The organism is Enterococcus termitis, from assembly GCF_001730305.1.
In the GTDB taxonomy this organism is placed as follows: domain Bacteria; phylum Bacillota; class Bacilli; order Lactobacillales; family Enterococcaceae; genus Enterococcus_L; species Enterococcus_L termitis.
On sequence record NZ_MIJY01000045.1, the window covers coordinates 207,825 to 225,506 of the forward strand.

General features: G+C 32.1%; 16 protein-coding genes and 1 pseudogene. 16 read left to right on the top strand and 1 reads right to left on the bottom strand.

Annotated features, from left to right (window positions below; translation table 11 throughout):
* Nucleotides 1–117 precede the first annotated feature (117 nt).
* Nucleotides 118–930, bottom strand: a complete 813-nt coding sequence (locus BCR25_RS17595; RefSeq protein WP_069664915.1) for a DUF1189 domain-containing protein — start codon at nt 928–930, stop codon at nt 118–120.
* Between the two features lie 167 nt (nt 931–1,097).
* Here BCR25_RS17595 and BCR25_RS17600 point away from each other — a divergent pair, with 167 nt between their 5' ends.
* The 16 genes and pseudogenes from BCR25_RS17600 to BCR25_RS17675 all read left to right on the top strand — a co-directional run bounded on the left by BCR25_RS17600 (nt 1,098) and on the right by BCR25_RS17675 (nt 17,661).
* A complete protein-coding gene (locus BCR25_RS17600) occupies nt 1,098–1,706 on the top strand; it encodes a superoxide dismutase (protein WP_069664916.1) in 609 nt (202 codons plus the stop codon).
* A 118-nt stretch (nt 1,707–1,824) separates the two neighbouring features.
* Nucleotides 1,825–2,805, top strand: coding sequence for a diaminopimelate epimerase (gene dapF, locus BCR25_RS17605; protein WP_069664917.1), 981 nt, complete (start codon nt 1,825–1,827; stop codon nt 2,803–2,805).
* Between the two features lie 68 nt (nt 2,806–2,873).
* Complete coding sequence (locus BCR25_RS17610) at nt 2,874–3,692, top strand: hypothetical protein (RefSeq protein ID WP_069664918.1); 819 nt, start codon at nt 2,874–2,876, stop codon at nt 3,690–3,692.
* Between the two features lie 169 nt (nt 3,693–3,861).
* The gene (locus BCR25_RS17615) at nt 3,862–4,689 is read left to right on the top strand and encodes a YveK family protein (RefSeq protein ID WP_069664919.1); all 828 of its coding nucleotides are present in this window, start codon (nt 3,862–3,864) and stop codon (nt 4,687–4,689) included.
* Between the two features lie 11 nt (nt 4,690–4,700).
* On the top strand, nt 4,701–5,402 hold the full coding sequence (locus BCR25_RS17620) for a CpsD/CapB family tyrosine-protein kinase (RefSeq protein ID WP_069664920.1): 702 nt from the start codon (nt 4,701–4,703) through the stop codon (nt 5,400–5,402).
* Between the two features lie 24 nt (nt 5,403–5,426).
* The gene (locus tag BCR25_RS17625; RefSeq protein WP_069664921.1) at nt 5,427–6,191 is read left to right on the top strand and encodes a tyrosine-protein phosphatase; all 765 of its coding nucleotides are present in this window, start codon (nt 5,427–5,429) and stop codon (nt 6,189–6,191) included.
* A 179-nt stretch (nt 6,192–6,370) separates the two neighbouring features.
* A pseudogene (locus tag BCR25_RS17630) lies at nt 6,371–7,005 on the top strand (sugar transferase).
* A complete protein-coding gene (cps2T, locus tag BCR25_RS17635) occupies nt 7,005–8,198 on the top strand; it encodes a beta 1-4 rhamnosyltransferase Cps2T (protein ID WP_069664922.1) in 1,194 nt (397 codons plus the stop codon). Before BCR25_RS17630 ends, cps2T begins: the two are co-directional and overlap by 1 nt.
* The gene (locus tag BCR25_RS17640; protein ID WP_069664923.1) at nt 8,195–9,307 is read left to right on the top strand and encodes a glycosyltransferase family 4 protein; all 1,113 of its coding nucleotides are present in this window, start codon (nt 8,195–8,197) and stop codon (nt 9,305–9,307) included. The genes cps2T and BCR25_RS17640 overlap by 4 nt, the downstream gene beginning before the upstream one ends.
* 69 nt (nt 9,308–9,376) lie before the next feature.
* Entirely contained in the window at nt 9,377–10,327 is a 951-nt protein-coding gene (locus tag BCR25_RS17645; protein ID WP_069664924.1) for a glycosyltransferase family A protein, read from the top strand.
* Between the two features lie 55 nt (nt 10,328–10,382).
* The gene (locus BCR25_RS17650; protein ID WP_069664925.1) at nt 10,383–11,798 is read left to right on the top strand and encodes an O-antigen ligase family protein; all 1,416 of its coding nucleotides are present in this window, start codon (nt 10,383–10,385) and stop codon (nt 11,796–11,798) included.
* Nucleotides 11,770–12,789 (top strand): glycosyltransferase, encoded by a 1,020-nt coding sequence (locus BCR25_RS17655; protein WP_069664926.1) that lies wholly within the window; start codon nt 11,770–11,772, stop codon nt 12,787–12,789. The genes BCR25_RS17650 and BCR25_RS17655 overlap by 29 nt, the downstream gene beginning before the upstream one ends.
* 41 nt (nt 12,790–12,830) lie before the next feature.
* Nucleotides 12,831–13,925, top strand: coding sequence for a polysaccharide pyruvyl transferase family protein (locus BCR25_RS17660; RefSeq protein WP_069664927.1), 1,095 nt, complete (start codon nt 12,831–12,833; stop codon nt 13,923–13,925).
* 19 nt (nt 13,926–13,944) lie between these two features.
* On the top strand, nt 13,945–14,958 hold the full coding sequence (locus BCR25_RS17665; protein WP_069664928.1) for a nitroreductase family protein: 1,014 nt from the start codon (nt 13,945–13,947) through the stop codon (nt 14,956–14,958).
* Nucleotides 14,955–16,370, top strand: coding sequence for a lipopolysaccharide biosynthesis protein (locus BCR25_RS17670; protein ID WP_069664929.1), 1,416 nt, complete (start codon nt 14,955–14,957; stop codon nt 16,368–16,370). The genes BCR25_RS17665 and BCR25_RS17670 overlap by 4 nt, the downstream gene beginning before the upstream one ends.
* A gap of 31 nt (nt 16,371–16,401) precedes the next feature.
* Entirely contained in the window at nt 16,402–17,661 is a 1,260-nt protein-coding gene (locus tag BCR25_RS17675; protein WP_069664930.1) for a sugar phosphate nucleotidyltransferase, read from the top strand.
* The last annotated feature ends 21 nt before the right edge of the window (nt 17,662–17,682 follow it).

A 17,682-nucleotide genomic window follows, 5' to 3' on the forward strand; every position in this document is an offset into this window, starting at 1 on the left:
GGTTTTTTTATCTTTGAATCCTCAATAAGTATAATTCAACGTCTATCTTAACACATAATGATAAATCTGAGAATGTAAGAAAAGTTTAAGATTTACGACAACGTTTTTTTATAAAGCTTAAATCACAGGTGGTTCTTGCCGCTGCTCATTTCGAGTCGCAAAGAAAAAGATCAGTAAGGTAACAAAAATAATCAAGAAACTATCATCAAAAGGCCGACTAAAAAATTGCAGAAAGCTACTGATGATTACAGGTAGTGTTGCAGAATAAACAACGATTTTTAAGCAATCCATGAAGCGCAATTTGTATAAACGTACTTTGCTGTAAAGATTGGCGCCGACTGTGATTAACAATAGATTGATGATTAAATTGATAAAAGCAGGGTAGAGCGTGACTAGGAAGACAACTGCTTTAAGCCAAAACGGCACGTTTGATTCATCCAGTGTTCGTTTAAGTTCTTGACTACTTAATCCGTCAAGAGTCCCTTTATTGTATGGAAATTCAAATTGACTGGTTCCGAATAACGCATCAGCAGTCCCAGAGCTTGGTAAAACGACCACAAATTCGTCATCTAAAAAGCCAACACTGACGGCATCTCCTACAGAATCAGCTTCGATATCAGTAAGCGAACGCTTTCCTTCTGGATCAAAGGTGAAAATGATTGAGTTTGTTTGATAAATAAAACCTTCCGTATCTGCAGCAGTTTCCAATTTTCCATCATTGATCTTGAAATCAGGTAACTTTTCTGCAATTTTTTGACCATCACTCTTAATATCTTGAACAATAGAAAAGACTTGTTTAGTAATCGGTAAAGCGAGGATAACACTCAAAAAAATCACATATAAAATGACTTTGCCAAAGGACATCTTTTTTGCCTGATAAAGTTCAGAAAATTGAAAAATAGCGTGTTTAAACAGTGTAAATGTATTCATAGGTTTTCTCCTAACTAGAATTTAAGTACAATCGTCATTGTAAAGGAGATATTGAGTAAAAACAAGTTAAGAACCATTTTTGTAAGCAATTACTTTGAAGGTTACCATAAAATCTGTTATGCTATAAATGTATGAAAATTTATACTTACTTAATGGAGGGATTTTTTATGACTTACACTTTACCAGATTTACCTTATGCTTATGATGCATTGGAACCATACATCGATGTAGAGACAATGCACTTACACCATGACAAACACCATAACACGTATGTGACAAACTTAAATGCTGCAATTGAAAAACATCCTGAACTTGGTTCAAAATCAGTAGAAGAATTGATTGCTGATATGGATGCGATTCCTGAAGATATTCGTACAGCTGTACGTAATAACGGTGGCGGACATGCCAATCACTCATTCTTCTGGGAAATTATGGCACCGAATGCTGGCGGCGAGCCAACAGGTGATATCAAAGCAGCCATCGATGATGCATTTGGCAGTTTTGATAAATTAAAAGAAGAATTTAAAACAGCAGCAACTGGACGCTTCGGTTCTGGTTGGGCATGGTTAGTCTTAAACAATGGCAAATTAGAAGTAACATCAACTGCTAACCAAGATTCTCCATTAATGGAAGGTAAAACACCAGTCTTAGGCTTAGATGTTTGGGAACATGCATATTATTTAAACTACAAAAACGTACGTCCAGAATACATTGATGCATTTTGGAATGTTGTTAATTGGGATGAAGTAAACAAACGTTTTGCAGCAGCAAAATAACCCCATAAAATAGAAAATTTATTTTTTTAGAGGAAAACAGTAAAATACACTGTTTTCCTCTTTTTATTTGTGGCATACTTAATAGTATAAAAACGAAAATTGAGGGAGCTTACCTATAATGAATCTAAACATACAAAAAGTTCATGGCTCAGAAAATGATTTTTTCTTAATTGATCAATTGCAATTAGAGCGCCCTTTTACAGAAAAAGAGCTCGATGATCTACGTATTCGTTTGTGTGATAGAGAAGCAGGCTTACTTGGCGGAGCAGATGGATTACTGCTCATTGAAGAAAACAGACAGGGAGATTCAATAGCTAAGATGCGTGTCATCAATTCAGACGGTAGTGAAGCGAGTATGTGTGGAAACGGATTGCGGACTGTTGCCAGATATTTGTCAGAGAAATACGACAAACAATTTTTTACAGTCGAAACGATGTTTGCCGATCTTAAAGTACGACGGGCAGGAGCGTTTGCTGAAGGAGTAGCAGCATACCAAGTAGAGATTTCGCCAGTTCGTTTTGAAGCAGAAGCCATTCCGATGGTGACTAATAGAAATCGAATCATCGACGAATCTATTCCGGAATTATCTGATACGCTAAAATTTTCAGTTGTTGCAGTGCCTAATCCGCATTTAATTGCTTTTGTAGAGCATCAAATGCTTGATAGTCAAGAATTTGAACGAATTGCCACCTATGTCAATGGAGATAATCCGATGTTTCCTGATGGGATCAATGTTAGTTTTGTAGAGATCTTAGCGGATAATCAGTTATTTGTTCGCACGTATGAACGTGGGGTTGGTTTTACCAGTGCGTGTGGAACAGCTATGTGTGCAAGTAGTTTAATGTATGTACTATTGAACAATGGAGAGTTTGGTAAAACCATTACAGTCAGAAACGTTGGCGGTTTGGTAAAAACAGTGGTTCATGAAGACGATGCTGAAGGATATTGGATGGAGTTGATCGGTAACGCCAGCGTAACACATGTCTTATCAGGAGAATTGGTTGATTTTACAGATGGACATTTTGACAATTTAATAATCGATGAGACGACAGAGCAAGCAGATTATCTCGCCTTTCTGGAAACGATCAAATTGACTTAGAGTTGCTAGGGAGAGCACGCAATAGTTGAAGTAGCAGATAGTTTTGGGAGACTTAAAGGAGTGTCAGAGTGAATAAATTTAGTTGGGTAAATATGAATATTGTTAAATTGGTTGGTTTTTTAGTTGTTGTTGCCGGTGCCCTCTTTGTCTGTCTTTATGGGATGAATTTTAATGCCAAAGAAGAGGAGCAACGGAAAATCGAATATGCTGAAGCAACATTAAAAAGTGAAACGGCAAAAATTCAACAACTTAATGTTCAGGTTAGCGGTTTTTACAAAGATGAAACAGAGGAATTTTTGATTAGTCAGATCGAAGAAGACCAAATCAAACAACTGGAAAGTAAAATCAACCAGTTAAAAATAGAAGCCTCAGATTTTGGGTTAGAAGCCGCGCAGTTTTCAGTAGATATCTCAGAAGTATCAAAGGAGAAAGAAGAACTAGTTTTTAAGATAACGGATATAAAAGAGAAGTATATGATTCAAAATCAGTTGACCAAGATGCTTTTACAAGCTCCTCAGACTTGGGAAGTGTCCAGTGAAACAGCTGTGATAAATAAAGAGGCAAGTGCCGACAAGTTACTTAAAATCCAAAATGACGTATTGAAAAAAGGCGGATCATGGGGAAGTGCGATGACAGCATATATAACTGAGATGGATGCTCAGGTCAAATTATACACTGAAATTAAACAAGGGATCAATAAAATGCTTGCTGGTGATAGCTTAACGAGTGAAGCCACTGTTGAGAATTTGATTTATAGAGTAGAGCAGCTTCCTCAGGTGAAAAACGAACAGCTTAGAAAAGAGTTGTCTGACCAATTAGACGTAATTGAAGAACTGCTAAATACTCAGGCACTTGGAGAAGAAGCAACAGCAGAAGAACCAGTCTAATATAGAAATCTTAAATAATAATACAATATTCAAGATTGTTTTTAAATAAATTATCAATTATTTGGAAAAATATCTAAAAAGTTGATAGCACTATATTGGGTAAATGGTCTTGTGTTTGATACATCTTAAAACTATAATTATTAGAGTAGCAGCAGTAATGGAGGAAAAAATGGAAGAAACAATTAGTTTACAAGAACTCATCGGAGTATTAAAGAAACGTATAGGTCTAATTATTGTCAGTATGTTTTTAGGGTTAGGTGTTGCTGGCGTATTAACTTATTTTGTTATCACCCCTAAATATAGCTCACAAGCACAATTGATCGTTCGCTTACCACAAAATGAAACGACTAACGTGAACGATATTAATGGAAATCTTCAAATGATCAATACATATAAAGATTTGATCAAAAGTGACACAGTAATGACAGAAGTCCAACGAAGAATGAAAGCTCAACACCAAAATGATTTATCAGTTGAAGCTCTTAAGGATAGCGTATCGGTCAATCAATCGCAAAATTCTCAAATGTTTTCGATCGTATCGAAATTGACTGATCCACTAGTGGCACAAAATATAGCAAATCAAACTGCACTGGTTTTCCAAGAGCAAGCGAAAGATATGTTGAATGTTGATAAAATCACGATTATATCGGAAGCAACTGCAAATCTAAAGCCAGTTTCTCCTAATGACAAAATAAACTTAATCATTGGTCTGGCATTAGGTATATTGCTAGGCGTAATGGCTTCCTTTGTTTTAGAATTGTTCGATAAAACGATCAAGGATGATAGCTTTGTTGAAGAAGAACTAGGTTTTACCATTTTAGGGGTTGTTCCGAATATGACTGCTAAAGAATTGAATGCAAAAATTGTCCGAAACTCTTCTTCTATGGGAGCGAGCCAAACCAATAGCTTTGCTAAAGAAGAAGCAAGAACTATCCAAAATGAAGAGAACAACTCAAACAATTCTACCCCGGCGCGCAGAAGCCGACCGCGAGTTTAAAGGAGTATAGAATGTCAAATAAAATCAGAAATCAAAAAAAACAAAAAACAAAAGCAGTCAGTCTAATCACTCTAGCAGATAAATCGTCTCCGATATCAGAGCAATATCGAACGATTCGAACGAATATTCAGTATGCAATGGTCGATAGAGCCTTAAAAACATTAGTTATTACCTCTTCAGGCCCTAGTGAAGGAAAATCAACGACTTCAGCCAATTTAGCGATCGTCTTCGCTAATTCCGGTAAAAGAGTCTTATTAGTCGATGCAGATATGCGCAAACCAACTGTTTCAAAAACCTTCTCTATAGATAATGTTCGAGGCTTGAGTACCTTGTTGGGTAGTCGAGAAGTGGTCTTGCATCAAGTGGTTCAATCATCTGGTGTGGATAACTTATTTCTTATGACGAGTGGTCCTAAACCACCTAATCCATCCGAATTATTAGATTCAAGAAGAATGGAAGAATTGATTCGTGAGTTAAAGCAGCAATATGACTTGATCATCTTTGATATGCCTCCTGTAGTGGCTGTGACCGATGCTCAAATTGTTTCATCAAAATCTGACGGTACGATTTTAGTCGTTCGTGAGAATGTTTCAAAAAGAGATTCTTTATTAAAGGCCAAAAGTCTGTTAGAGCTTGTAGATGCTAATATTTTAGGCGTTGTTTATAACGGCTCAAAAAATGTAACTGATCAAGGCTATTATTACGGTTCATAAGAACGTGCAGGAAGGATAAATACGATGATTGATTTGCATTGCCATATATTACCTGGCATTGATGATGGGGCAAAAACGATTGATGATGCTCTTGATATGGCTAGAATGGCTGTAAAACAAGGAATCACTCACATCTTATGTACACCTCATCATAATAATGGAAAATATGATAATCCTGCAGGTCAAGTAATTTCCTGTGTTGCAGTGTTACAAGAAGAATTAGACCAGCGCAATATTCCTCTTTCCTTATTCGAAGGACAAGAGGTTCGAATTGCAGGCAATATCATGGAGCAAATAAGAGAAAATAAACTTTTATTTGCTGATTTGGATAATCGCTATCTATTAATTGAATTTCCTACAAATGATATCCCAGCATATGCAGAACAGTTATTTTTTGAACTACTAGAAACAGGGCATATACCGATTATTGTTCATCCGGAAAGAAATAGTAAGTTTATTGAAGATCCAAATAGACTCATTCCATTTTTAGAAATGGGTGTATTAACACAATTGACAGCACCAAGTTATGTGGGCGTGTTTGGCAAAGAAATTGAACGAACGGCCAAGCAAATGGTGTCTCATAATATGGTTTATATGATGGCTTCTGATGCTCATAACATAAATAGACGTGGTTTTTTTATGGAAAAGGCTTATAGAGCGATTGCAAAAGATATGGGAAAAGAATATGTTGAAGCGATGCAACAAATGGCTAAAGACATCTTAAATGGTGATGATGTACAGATACCACAGTTTAGAGAAGTAACAAAGAAAAAATTCGGATTGTTTTAAGTAAATAGTGATTGTTGGGTAAAGGTTAAATCTATTTTTTGTATAATACTAAAAATATTGTTGGGAGATTGGCCTAAGGTGCCATTATAAAAGGAGTGTTGAAATTGGAGGGAAAGTTTGTAGATGTTGGGAGAGAAGTGCAGCAGAAATCAATTACTGCACAAGAAACAGAAAAGCAAATCTTTACATCAGCTGCTAAAACACAAACCATGCGCTTTAGATTTTTTAAACGGACGGTTGATATTTTAGGCAGTTTATTTGGCTTAATCTTACTGAGTCCGTTATTTTTGATTGTCGCTTTCTTGATAAGAAGAGAAGACGCTAATGGCCCGGTTATCTTTTCGCAAGAACGGATCGGAAAAAACGGTCGGCGCTTTACTATGTATAAGTTTCGTTCCATGTGTACAGATGCCGAAGAAAAGTTTCATGAATTGGTTGAGCTGAATGAAATTGAAGGTGCGATGTTCAAAATAAAGGACGATCCAAGAGTCACAAAAATTGGGAAAAAATTCGTAAAACAAGCGTTGATGAATTGCCTCAACTGGTGAATGTTTTAAAAGGAGACATGTCATTAGTTGGCCCGCGACCACCTTTGGAAAGAGAAGTTTCTCAATATACAGAACGTGATTTACAGCGTTTAAATGTCAAACCTGGTTGCACAGGTCTATGGCAGGTTAGAGGAAGAAACGATGTTCATTTTGATGAAATGGTTGAATTTGACTTAGAATACATTGAGAATCAATCGATTTGGAACGACTTGAAAATTATGTTTCAAACAGTTAAGGTCATGTTTTTTTCTAGAGGAGCTTATTAATGGATAAAAAGATACAACATGTTTATATTATCGGTTCTAAAGGGATTCCAGCAAAATATGGAGGATTCGAAACCTTTGTCGAGAAATTAACGCAATATAAAAAATCTGAACACATTCAGTATCATGTTGCTTGTATGAATACAGGAAATAATCTTTATGGAGAGGGGAAAAAGCATTTTCAACATAATCAAGCAGATTGTTTTAACATAGATGTACCCAACATTGGTCCAGCTAGAGCGATTTATTATGATATGAAGGCATTGGACTATGCTATTAAACTAGCTCAAAGTAATAATGATGTAAAACCGATTTTTTATATCTTAGCCTGTCGAATTGGTCCATTCATCAATTATTACAAGAAAAAAATCCAAAAGATTAACGGGAAATTATACATAAATCCAGATGGTCATGAGTGGTTACGAGCAAAATGGAGCTATCCTGTACGAAGATATTGGAAATTTTCTGAGCGTTTAATGGTGAAACATTCAGATCTAATGATTTGTGATAGTCTGAATATAGAAAAATATATAAAAACTGATTACAAAAAATACAATCCAACAACGACTTATATAGCTTATGGAACGGACGTCGAAAAGTCATCATTGACTAAAGAGAGTTTAAATGTGAAAGAATGGTTTTCAAAAAACGATGTAAAAGAAAATAATTATTATCTAGTGGTTGGGAGATTTGTACCAGAAAATAATTATGAAACGATGATTCGAGAATTTATGAAGTCGAACACACAAAAAGATTTTGTGTTAGTCACAAATATTGAAAAAAATAAATTTTATACTAAGCTGAAAAAGGAAACTGGCTTTGACAAAGATCCTAGAATAAAATTTGTTGGAACGGTATATGATCAAGAACTTTTAAAGTACATACGCGAAAATGCTTTTGCTTATTTACATGGTCATGAAGTTGGTGGGACGAATCCCTCACTTTTAGAAGCATTAGCTAGTACAAAATTAAATTTGTTGTTAGATGTGAGTTTTAATCGAGAAGTAGCAGAAGATGGGGCAACTTACTGGAAAAAAGACAATTTGTCGAAGGTTATATACGATGCTGAGCTAATGACAGCATCGATGATTGAAAATATAACTATTTTAGCTAAGAAAAGAGTTTACGAACATTTTAACTGGAGAAAAATTGTGATGGAATACGAATACATTTTTAAGGAGAGTGTAAATAAGTGACGAAATCCATTCTATTTATACACTCTAGTGCGGAATTATATGGCTCAGACAGGTCATTATTAAATATGATAAAACATCTAGACAAAAGTAAATACACATGCTTTGTTGTATTACCAACAGATGGAAAGTTAAGAGAAGAACTGGAAAAAATTGATGGTTGTTCAGTTAGTATATACTCATATGCAGTTTTGAGAAGAAAGAACTTATCTTTTCTTGGTATGTTAGATTATTTAAAACAGACGATAACCTCTCTTTATTTTTTTTCAAAGTATATAAAGCAAATGAAAATAGATATCGTATATACAAATACTTCAGTGGTGTTTTCTGGAGCGATTGCTGCCAAATTAAAAAGGAAAAAATCAGTTTGGCATATTAGAGAAATAATCTCAAATTCAGTTGAAAGAAAAATTATTTCCACTATTGTTAACTTGTTTTCTAACAAAATCATTTGTAATAGTAGTGCTACATTGAAATCTATTACTAATAAAGAAAAGGGAGACGTTATTCATAATGTCATTGATACAGATAGTATTCAAATACCGTCTGTGAAAAGCGAAAATCAAATTACTATTGGAATGGCTGGTAGGATAAATCGATGGAAAGGGCAAAAATTATTTATAGATGCAGCAAACCACATTTTAAACGACTATCCAGACGTGAGATTTTTGATAGCGGGGGATGCTTTTTCCGGAGAAGAGTATATAAAAACAGAATTAATAGAGTATGTAAAAAAAATAAATAGAACTGAACAAATTTTATTTTTAGGATTAATAGATGATATGAATGAGTTTTATAACTCAATTGATATTTTTGTTTTGCCATCAATTAAGCCAGAGCCATTTGGATTGGTTATTTTGGAAGCTATGGCAAGAAAAATCCCTGTAATAGCTACTAAACATGGTGGACCGTTAGAGATAATTCAAGATAATAAAAATGGCTTTTTAGTAGATTATAAAGATAGTGATGAGTTAGTCACTAGAATGAGTGATTTGATAATCGATGAAACTAAAAGAAAGTTTATAGGAGAGCAAGGATACTTAAATCAACAAGCTAAATTTTCATTAAGTCATTATATGGAGTGTTTAGAAAAAGTATTAGATGAATTATAACTATAGAAAGACAAGTCTTTTGATATTTAAAAAGTAGATCAAGGTGTTCATTGCTTAAGGAGAGAATACATGAAAAGAATTACTATAGTTATCCCTCATTACAATTCAAGTAAAAAACTTGATCGACTACTTAAAAGTATTTTTTATCAGAACTATATGGAAAATATTGAAGTAGTTGTGATTGATGATAATAGTTCAGAGGATGAAAAAATACTACTTAAGAATATAATCAAAAACTATCAGTGTAGGTTTAAGTTACGTTTCTTTGAGAATCTGTATGGTAAAAAAGGTGCAGGCGCGTGTAGGAATATCGGGATTGCAAATACAACTACAGAGTGGCTACTTTTTGCGGATGCTGATGATTTTTTTTTACCTGACTCTCTCAAATATGTTGATAAATATATTAATAAAGAGTTTGAAGTCGTTTTTTTTAGACCAACGAGTATTTATGAGTCAACACAGGAGCTTTCTGATAGACATATGATATATTCAGATCTTGTTGACTCAGTAATAAAAAAAGATAGTTATTCAAATCGCTTAAAACTTAAAACGCATTTTTTAGTTCCTTGGTCAAAATTGATAAGTACTAAACTTCTAAAAGAAAATAACCTTTTGTTTGAAGAAGTGATGTATTCAAATGATATTATGTTTTCTTCTCAAATTGCAGCTAAAATAGAGTGTTTTACTGTCTCTCCAGAGTGCTTTTACTGTGTGACTAGTGATAAAAATTCTTTGACAACCACTATGAGCAAGGAAATATTGGAATCTAGATTAGATGTTTCTTTACGTCAAGATCGATTTTACAAAGAGTGTTTTACAAAAAGTGATTATAAGTTAATTCAATTTCAATTTATTTCTTGGATTAGAAAATCAGTAAAATATAAATTTGGTTTCCATTACACGCTAACTATCCTAACTAAAATTTTAAAAAACCGAAGTAAAATAATTGTTTTTAAGCGCGTTTTAGGGAAGAGATTCAAGAAAAAACATGATGCACTAATTGATATAAAATCAGATTAGTTTAACTGATATAGATTATGGCGAATATAGGGTAGTTTACGTTGAAGGAGAAATTATGAGAATAACCAAAGGAGTTTTATTATCTTATTTAGTAACAATATTTATATTTGCAGTTAGTCTATTAGATGGTGGGAGTATTGTCAAAGCAGGAGTAATATCAGTGATAGGCTATATTATGTTTCAAGTAGCATTTATTGTGTGTAAAGGTAACTTTAAATATGCACTTTTTTATTTATTAGCTTTTAATATCCCTTTACAGCTGTATATTTGGCTTCCTCAAACGTCACTGTATTCGGTTGAGACAGCTGATACGTTTTCACTTATATTTTTAGATATTATTGTTCTGTTGATTTTTACTTATAGTATAGCGACAAAAAAAATGATTAAAGTACCTAAATACTTATTGTTTTTAAGTTGCTCCCTGTTATTGGTATATCTGTATGCTACAATCATATCTATTAATAAAGTGGCTTCTATATACGCAGATATAAGATTATTCAAAGCAATTGTATTGTGTTTTTCACTTATCAATATTTATGAAGATAAAGCTTTTGATTTTTTTATAAAAGGTTTAAAAGCAAGTGTATTTTTCCAAATGTTAATAGGAATGTTGCAGTTTATAAAGGGCGATGTTCTAGGATTATCTTTTTTAGGTGAAGGTGTTTTAAGAAGCGCAAATGGTTATGAAAAAGGCCTGAGTGGAACCGTAGGCCATCCAGGTGATTTTTCTTTATTCCTATTATTTTGTTTAGTTATGTTTTTGTTTAATTCGAAAAGAAATTCACTGTATATCATATTATGTATATTAGGGTTGATTCTTGGACAGTCAAGAACTGCATTAGTGATTATGCTTGTTGTGTTTATCTTATATTGGTTCAGTTCTAAGGGAAAACGTATTACTTATAAAAGTATAAGCGTCCTTTTTCTGACGATGCTATCAACCCCTTTTGTAGTTGATTTATTTGGCATTATTATGGTTCGCTTTTTCAATTCTGATTTGAGTGTTCAAGAAGAGAATAGAAGATTCCATTATGAACTAGCCCTTAAATTATTTTCTTTAAAAGAACACTTTGCATTTGGACCTAATGCGTCTTTGACAGCAACATCCATATACTTTCCATATGAGTTTCAAAGAGGGGTATTCTATTATGTACATCCCATACACAATGCTTTTTTAGTCTATTTTATCGAGACAGGAATTATTGGTGGGGGATTATACATTTTATTGAATTGTGTTTGTTTAGGCAATGCAGCTCTCGTTTTTAGAGAGAAGCCTAGTATTAATAGAAGTAGAATTATTTCATTTGGTATTTGGATTCTTGTGATTAGTGCCTATAGTATGACAGGTTGGGCAGGGATAAAAGACAAATTTTTCTATCTTTTATGGATATCAATTGCCTTTAGTGTAGCCAATTATAAAAAAAACAAGAAAAGGGGTGAGGATGTTGCGCCTGAGCATACTACCATTTGAAATTAAAAGTAACAAGTATATAGATTTGATGAAAATATGTTATGAAATGTGCGGCGTTTCGGTGATTGAAGACACTCATAAAAGTGAAATAATCTCATTAAATTGGTTTGAAAATATCGATTCTAAATATTTTATTAAGATACTTTTTATCTATTTGAAAAAGACTTTACAGTTATTTTTCTGGCGAAAAAAAAGAATTATTTGGACTATGCATAATAAGCAGCCCCATGATAGAAAAAAGGGCTTCTTCTCTAACAAACTAATAAAGAATATAATAAAAAAATCTGACAAAATTATTATACATTCTAAAGATTCTATAGATACATTGATTGAAATATATGGTTTAACGAAATTAGAAAAAGTGGTTTATGTACCTCATCCTAATTATATAGACCAGTATGGAGAGCTATCTTTAAATAGAAATGTAGATAACAAAAAATTAAAGCTTTTGTTTGTGGGAGCGATAAAAGAATATAAAAATATTGAATTATTAATTGAAGTATTTAATGAATTGGATTTCCAAAATATGGAGTTAATGATTTGTGGAAAAGTTTCAAGTGATATTTATAAAAATCAACTTGAAAATTTAATCAATAAAAATCCGAAAATACATACTGATTTCAGATTCATAGATGATGAAGAACTTCCATCATTGTTAGAAGAATATCATGTATTGGTAACTCCATATGAATTAAAAAGTAGTTTGAACTCTGGGACGATACTATTATCATTCTCATATGCAAGAACAATTTTGTCACCAAATATTGGCACATTAAAAACTATTGATGATAAATCAATTTTTTTTACATATGAATATGAGAATAAAAAAGAGCATTATGAACGCTTGAAAGAAAGCATTTCTTTTATATATGAGGAATATTCTGAAAGATATGATGATCTTCTTATTCTTGGAGAAAAATGCAGGAATTATGTACAGAAAAATAATAGTTTAGAAAACACTGCTAAGGAATTAATGAAAATCATCAATTAAGTAAGTTGAGCTAAATGATACGGTTAAGAAAGGATTTGAAAATGAAAAAAGTTGGTATATTGACAATGAATGGTAATCATAATTACGGTAATAGATTACAAAATTATGCGTTACAAGAAGTTCTAAACAAAAGAGGATATCAGACTGAAACTATCGTTATTCCGAGATTGAAACATGTGAATGAAAGAAAATTATATAAAAGAGTTTTTCGCATTGTAAAAAATCCAATTAGGTATATAAATAGGCAAACAAAAAATACACAATCTGTGAAGACTTTGAAAGAAAAGAAAATTACACCGTTTACAGATAAATATTTAAATACTAAGACTATAAAACTTTCGCAAAAAAAGCAACTGAATTCTAATTATGATTTTTTTATAGTTGGCAGTGATCAAGTTTGGAATCCTAATTTTTATGGAAAAGATAGCACCAACTTTTTAGATTTTGCTGATCAAAGAAAACGAGTGGCTTATGCTGCAAGTTTTGGTGTATCTTCGATTGAAGAGGAATTTAAAGATTTTTATAAAAGAAATCTATCGAAAATAGACAAAATTTCTGTTAGAGAAAACTCCGGACAGAACATAATTAAAGATTTATTAGGTCAAAATGTACCGGTAGTTTTAGATCCAACTATGCTGTTAAGCAAAGAAGAATGGTTAGATCTTGCAAGTAGTGAGGTTAGCCAAACAGAATTTGAAGATGCATACATACTAGTTTATACATTAAGAGGAGTATCAAAGGAAATCGATGAAAAGATTAAAGAATACGCACAAAATAATAACCTTAAAATTGTATGTATAATGGGAGATATTTATCAAGAAAATGCTTTGATCCCTACAGTTTTAGAATTTATTGATTTAATAAATAAAGCACGCTTTGTTTTTACAGATTCATTTCATGGTACAGTCTTTTCCATTTTGTTGGAAACTGCATTCGTCACTTTACAAAGGGATGGAGGTAACATGGAATCTAGATTATTAACCTTGCTAAACAAATTTGAATTTACTGATAATTATTTTTATAACGATATAGATATTGAAAAACTTTTTAATCAGATGAGCTTTGAACATGTACTTCCTATATTGAATCAAGAAAAAGATCAGGCATTTCAGTTTTTAAATGACAGTTTAAGCTAGCGATGAGAGAAGGATTGTAATGAACTATTTAAAAAATGCAGTAAAAAAAGTTGTTCCTCAAAAGATGAAAACTAAGTATAGAGTGATGCGAGAAAAAAAAGTGTTGAAAACTTCATACAATTATGATTATAAAAAATTTATTGGCGCGATTTCTAGCAATACTGAAGCTCAAATAGAGTCTCAATTGATGTTTGCAGCCCATTCAATTGAAAAAGGGTTGAGTCATGAGAACTTTCGACCAAATTTTGGAGAAAATGCGTTATTAAAACTATCAAAAGCGCTTGAAACATTTAATAGCTATGGCTTTTCTAAATCTAATATTCGTTATAAGATCGCACTTTCATCGTTGAAAAATTATAAAAAGTATCATGAAGAGCAGGAGATAGAGCCTGTTCATTTGAATCACATTTTTTCGGTTGATATTTTAAATGAAGTTAAACTATCGGATGAACATTTATCAGGCACGATTTTTCTTGAAAAGGAGGATAAAAAAGATTCGAAGAAAAAGAATTTTTATGAGATAAGTCAAGAAAGAACAAGTATTAGAGAATTTTCTGATGTTGAAGTTGACATGAAGAGCATTGAAAGTGCAATAAATATTTCGATGAAAACACCGACAGTTTGTAACCGTCAGCCAAATAGAGTTTATATTATAAAGAATAAGCAGGTTATGGAAACAATACTCAATATACAAGGAGGATATAAAGGTTATAAGCTTCCAGCTATTCTGTTATTAGTCAGTACCGATAATAGAGCCTTTGTATCAGTAAATGAACGAAATGAAGGTTTTATAGATGGTGGTCTGTTCTCAATGAGTCTACTTTATGCTTTAGAGTATGAAGGACTAGGAGCGTGTGCATTGAATGCTATGATGAATCATACTAAAGAGCAAGAAATCAAACGCATATTGAATGTCTCAGAGTTTGAGAATTTGATAATGTTTATTGTGGTAGGGCAGATACCAGATGAAGGTGTTAAATGTCCCAAATCACAAAGAGATGACTATCAAAAGATAATGAGAGTGATACAATGAGTCAGAATGGAAAGTATAAAAAATTATTGGGAAATTCGGTGATTTTTGCTATAGGAAATCTTGGAAGCAAATTGATTTCTTTTATCATGCTACCATTATATACGTATAAATTGACAACCGAGCAGTATGGAACTGCAGATTTAATAAGCACTACTGTAACATTATTATTACCAGTAGTGACATTAAGTGTTTTTGAAAGCGTACTCCGCTTTGCAATGGATTCTGAGAGTAATAAAAATAAAATTTTTTCTAATTCACTTGCTGTTACTTTTTTTGGTAATATATTCTTATTTGTACTTTTATTAATAAGTATTTTTTTAGATAACCGTAATTTGTTTTTTCTTCTATTACTTTTAATGTTACAGTCCGTACAATCATTACTCTCACAATATGCTAAAGCGATAGGCTTATTAAAAGAATATGCATTTAATGGTATTTTAATGACCATAGTGACATCCTTGATGAATATATTATTGTTGCTCATCTTTGATTATGGAATAACTGGTTATTTAATATCAATTGTAATTACGTACGTAGTAAGTATACTGTTTTTTTCATTCAAACTTGATTTAAGAACTATATTTAATAAAAACTATATTGATTATCATTATATGAAAAAAATGTTGGTATATAGTATACCTTTGATTCCTAATTCTATTGCAATATGGTTCACCAACATGGTAAGTCGTTACTTCATACTATTTTTTTTAGGTGCATCGGCTAACGGTATTTTTGCAGTTGCTAATAAAATCCCGGTCTTACTAACTACACTACATTCGCTTTTTTATCAATCGTGGCAATTATCTGCTATAGAAGAGTATGAGCAAGAAGGGAAGTCTCAGTTCTATACAAATGTATTTAGTTTATATTCTCAATTATTATTTTTGGGAATCACATCGATTTTGGTAATCGTAAAACCAATTATAGAATTTACTATGAGCGGTGATTTTTCAATTGCCTGGCGATATGTTCCTTTCTTATTGCTTACAGTTGCTTATTCCAGTTTTTCAAGTTTCTTAGGAACGAATTATATAGCTGCTAAAGCCACAAAAGGAGCCTTATATACAACGAGTATTGGGGCTGTAATGAATATATGTTTGAATTTGTTTCTGATTCCAAAGTTAGGATTATACGGAGCTGGTTTGAGTTCATCAATTAGTTTTTTTGTTTTATGGTTAATAAGAGTTAAACATACTAAAAAGTATATTCATATTCAGTTAAATATAAAAAATTTAATTTTAAATAATCTATTAATCTTCATACAGATTATCATATTATTTATGTTAAGTGGATGGACGTTACTGGTTGGAGAAATTTTAATGTTCATAATATCTGTTTTTGTGAATAAAAACTTAGTTTTATCTATTTTTAATTTAGTAAAAGAAATGATTTTAAAAAAGCGAGTAAAGTAGAATTACCGTTTAATAGAATAGGAGTCAAAAAATGAAGTTAATACTACTTTCAGGTGGATCAGGTAAACGATTATGGCCGCTATCAAACGATCAAAGATCGAAGCAATTTATTAAATTACTCCAAAATGGATCTGAATACGAGTCGATGGTACAGAGAGTTTGGAGGCAAATTGAAAGTATCAATCTTCACGATGATACATTCATTGCAACAAGTAGCAATCAAGAAGCAATCCTAAAGAAACAGCTAGAAATTGGAGATAATCAAATTATTGTTGAACCATCTAAAAGAGATACGTTTGCTGCAATTGCCTTGGCAAGCTCGTATCTTTACAGTAAGTTAGGCGTTTCTAAAGATGAAGTTGTGATTATTTCTCCTGTAGATCCTTATGTTACTGAAACTTTTTTTAGTGCGTTTTTAAAACTTGAGCAGTTACTTTTGGAATCTGATTTTACGATTGGATTAATTGGAATAGAGCCAACACTTCCATCAGAAAAGTATGGATATATTGTTCCACTTAAAGAGAATTCATGTGAGATTTCTGAATTTGTAGAGAAACCTAATAAAGATTATGCAAAAAAATTGATTGATAAAGGTGCTATGTGGAATGCGGGAGTGTTTGCTTTTAAGATTTCAACAATACTAAATATTTTAGTTGAAAAGAATATTACAGTGGATTATGATGAATTATTGTTAAATTATGAACAATTACCTAAAAATAGTTTTGATTATGAAGTTGTGGAAAAACAAGAAAACATTGGCTATTTAAAATATAGTGAGTATTGGAAAGACTTAGGTACTTGGAATACATTGACGGATGAAATGAGTGTGAATAAAGTAGGTAATATGATCGAAATGATTGATAGTCCTAATACTCATGTTCTAAATGAGTTAGACATTCCTGTGGCAGTTCTGGATATTCCAAATGCAGTCGTATCTGTTAGTTCTGATGGAATTTTAGTATCATCTAAAGAAGAGAGTCCTAGAGTTAAAGAAATACCAAAGACTTTTTTTCAAAAAAAAGCTTATTCTGAGGAATTATGGGGTACTAAGAAACAACTGACCTTTACAGATGATATAGAAGTCATTTTATATGAAATGGAAAATGAAAAAGAACTTGAAATTACTATGTGTGAAAATAGCAAGTTGTTAAAATTAAGTGGAACAGGACATATTTTTTATAATGATTCAAACAAAATAATAGATGAGCAATTAGTTGTTGGTAGCAATAATAAAAAAGTATTAGTTCAATCAGTATCGAAATTTAAGTTTTTGATTATAGTAGAAAAATAAAGGGAAAAAGGGAGTCCAGTT

Bases quoted from the DNA above. Each gene is read 5' to 3' on its own strand.
- BCR25_RS17595 (WP_069664915.1), bottom strand. From the start codon at position 930: ATGAATACATTTACACTGTTTAAACACGCTATTTTTCAATTTTCTGAA.
- BCR25_RS17600 (WP_069664916.1), top strand. From the start codon at position 1,098: ATGACTTACACTTTACCAGATTTACCTTATGCTTATGATGCATTGGAA.
- dapF (WP_069664917.1), top strand. From the start codon at position 1,825: ATGAATCTAAACATACAAAAAGTTCATGGCTCAGAAAATGATTTTTTC.
- BCR25_RS17615 (WP_069664919.1), top strand. From the start codon at position 3,862: ATGGAAGAAACAATTAGTTTACAAGAACTCATCGGAGTATTAAAGAAA.
- BCR25_RS17620 (WP_069664920.1), top strand. From the start codon at position 4,701: ATGTCAAATAAAATCAGAAATCAAAAAAAACAAAAAACAAAAGCAGTC.
- BCR25_RS17625 (WP_069664921.1), top strand. From the start codon at position 5,427: ATGATTGATTTGCATTGCCATATATTACCTGGCATTGATGATGGGGCA.
- cps2T (WP_069664922.1), top strand. From the start codon at position 7,005: ATGGATAAAAAGATACAACATGTTTATATTATCGGTTCTAAAGGGATT.
- BCR25_RS17645 (WP_069664924.1), top strand. From the start codon at position 9,377: ATGAAAAGAATTACTATAGTTATCCCTCATTACAATTCAAGTAAAAAA.
- BCR25_RS17650 (WP_069664925.1), top strand. From the start codon at position 10,383: ATGAGAATAACCAAAGGAGTTTTATTATCTTATTTAGTAACAATATTT.
- BCR25_RS17655 (WP_069664926.1), top strand. From the start codon at position 11,770: ATGTTGCGCCTGAGCATACTACCATTTGAAATTAAAAGTAACAAGTAT.
- BCR25_RS17660 (WP_069664927.1), top strand. From the start codon at position 12,831: ATGAAAAAAGTTGGTATATTGACAATGAATGGTAATCATAATTACGGT.
- BCR25_RS17665 (WP_069664928.1), top strand. From the start codon at position 13,945: ATGAACTATTTAAAAAATGCAGTAAAAAAAGTTGTTCCTCAAAAGATG.
- BCR25_RS17670 (WP_069664929.1), top strand. From the start codon at position 14,955: ATGAGTCAGAATGGAAAGTATAAAAAATTATTGGGAAATTCGGTGATT.
- BCR25_RS17675 (WP_069664930.1), top strand. From the start codon at position 16,402: ATGAAGTTAATACTACTTTCAGGTGGATCAGGTAAACGATTATGGCCG.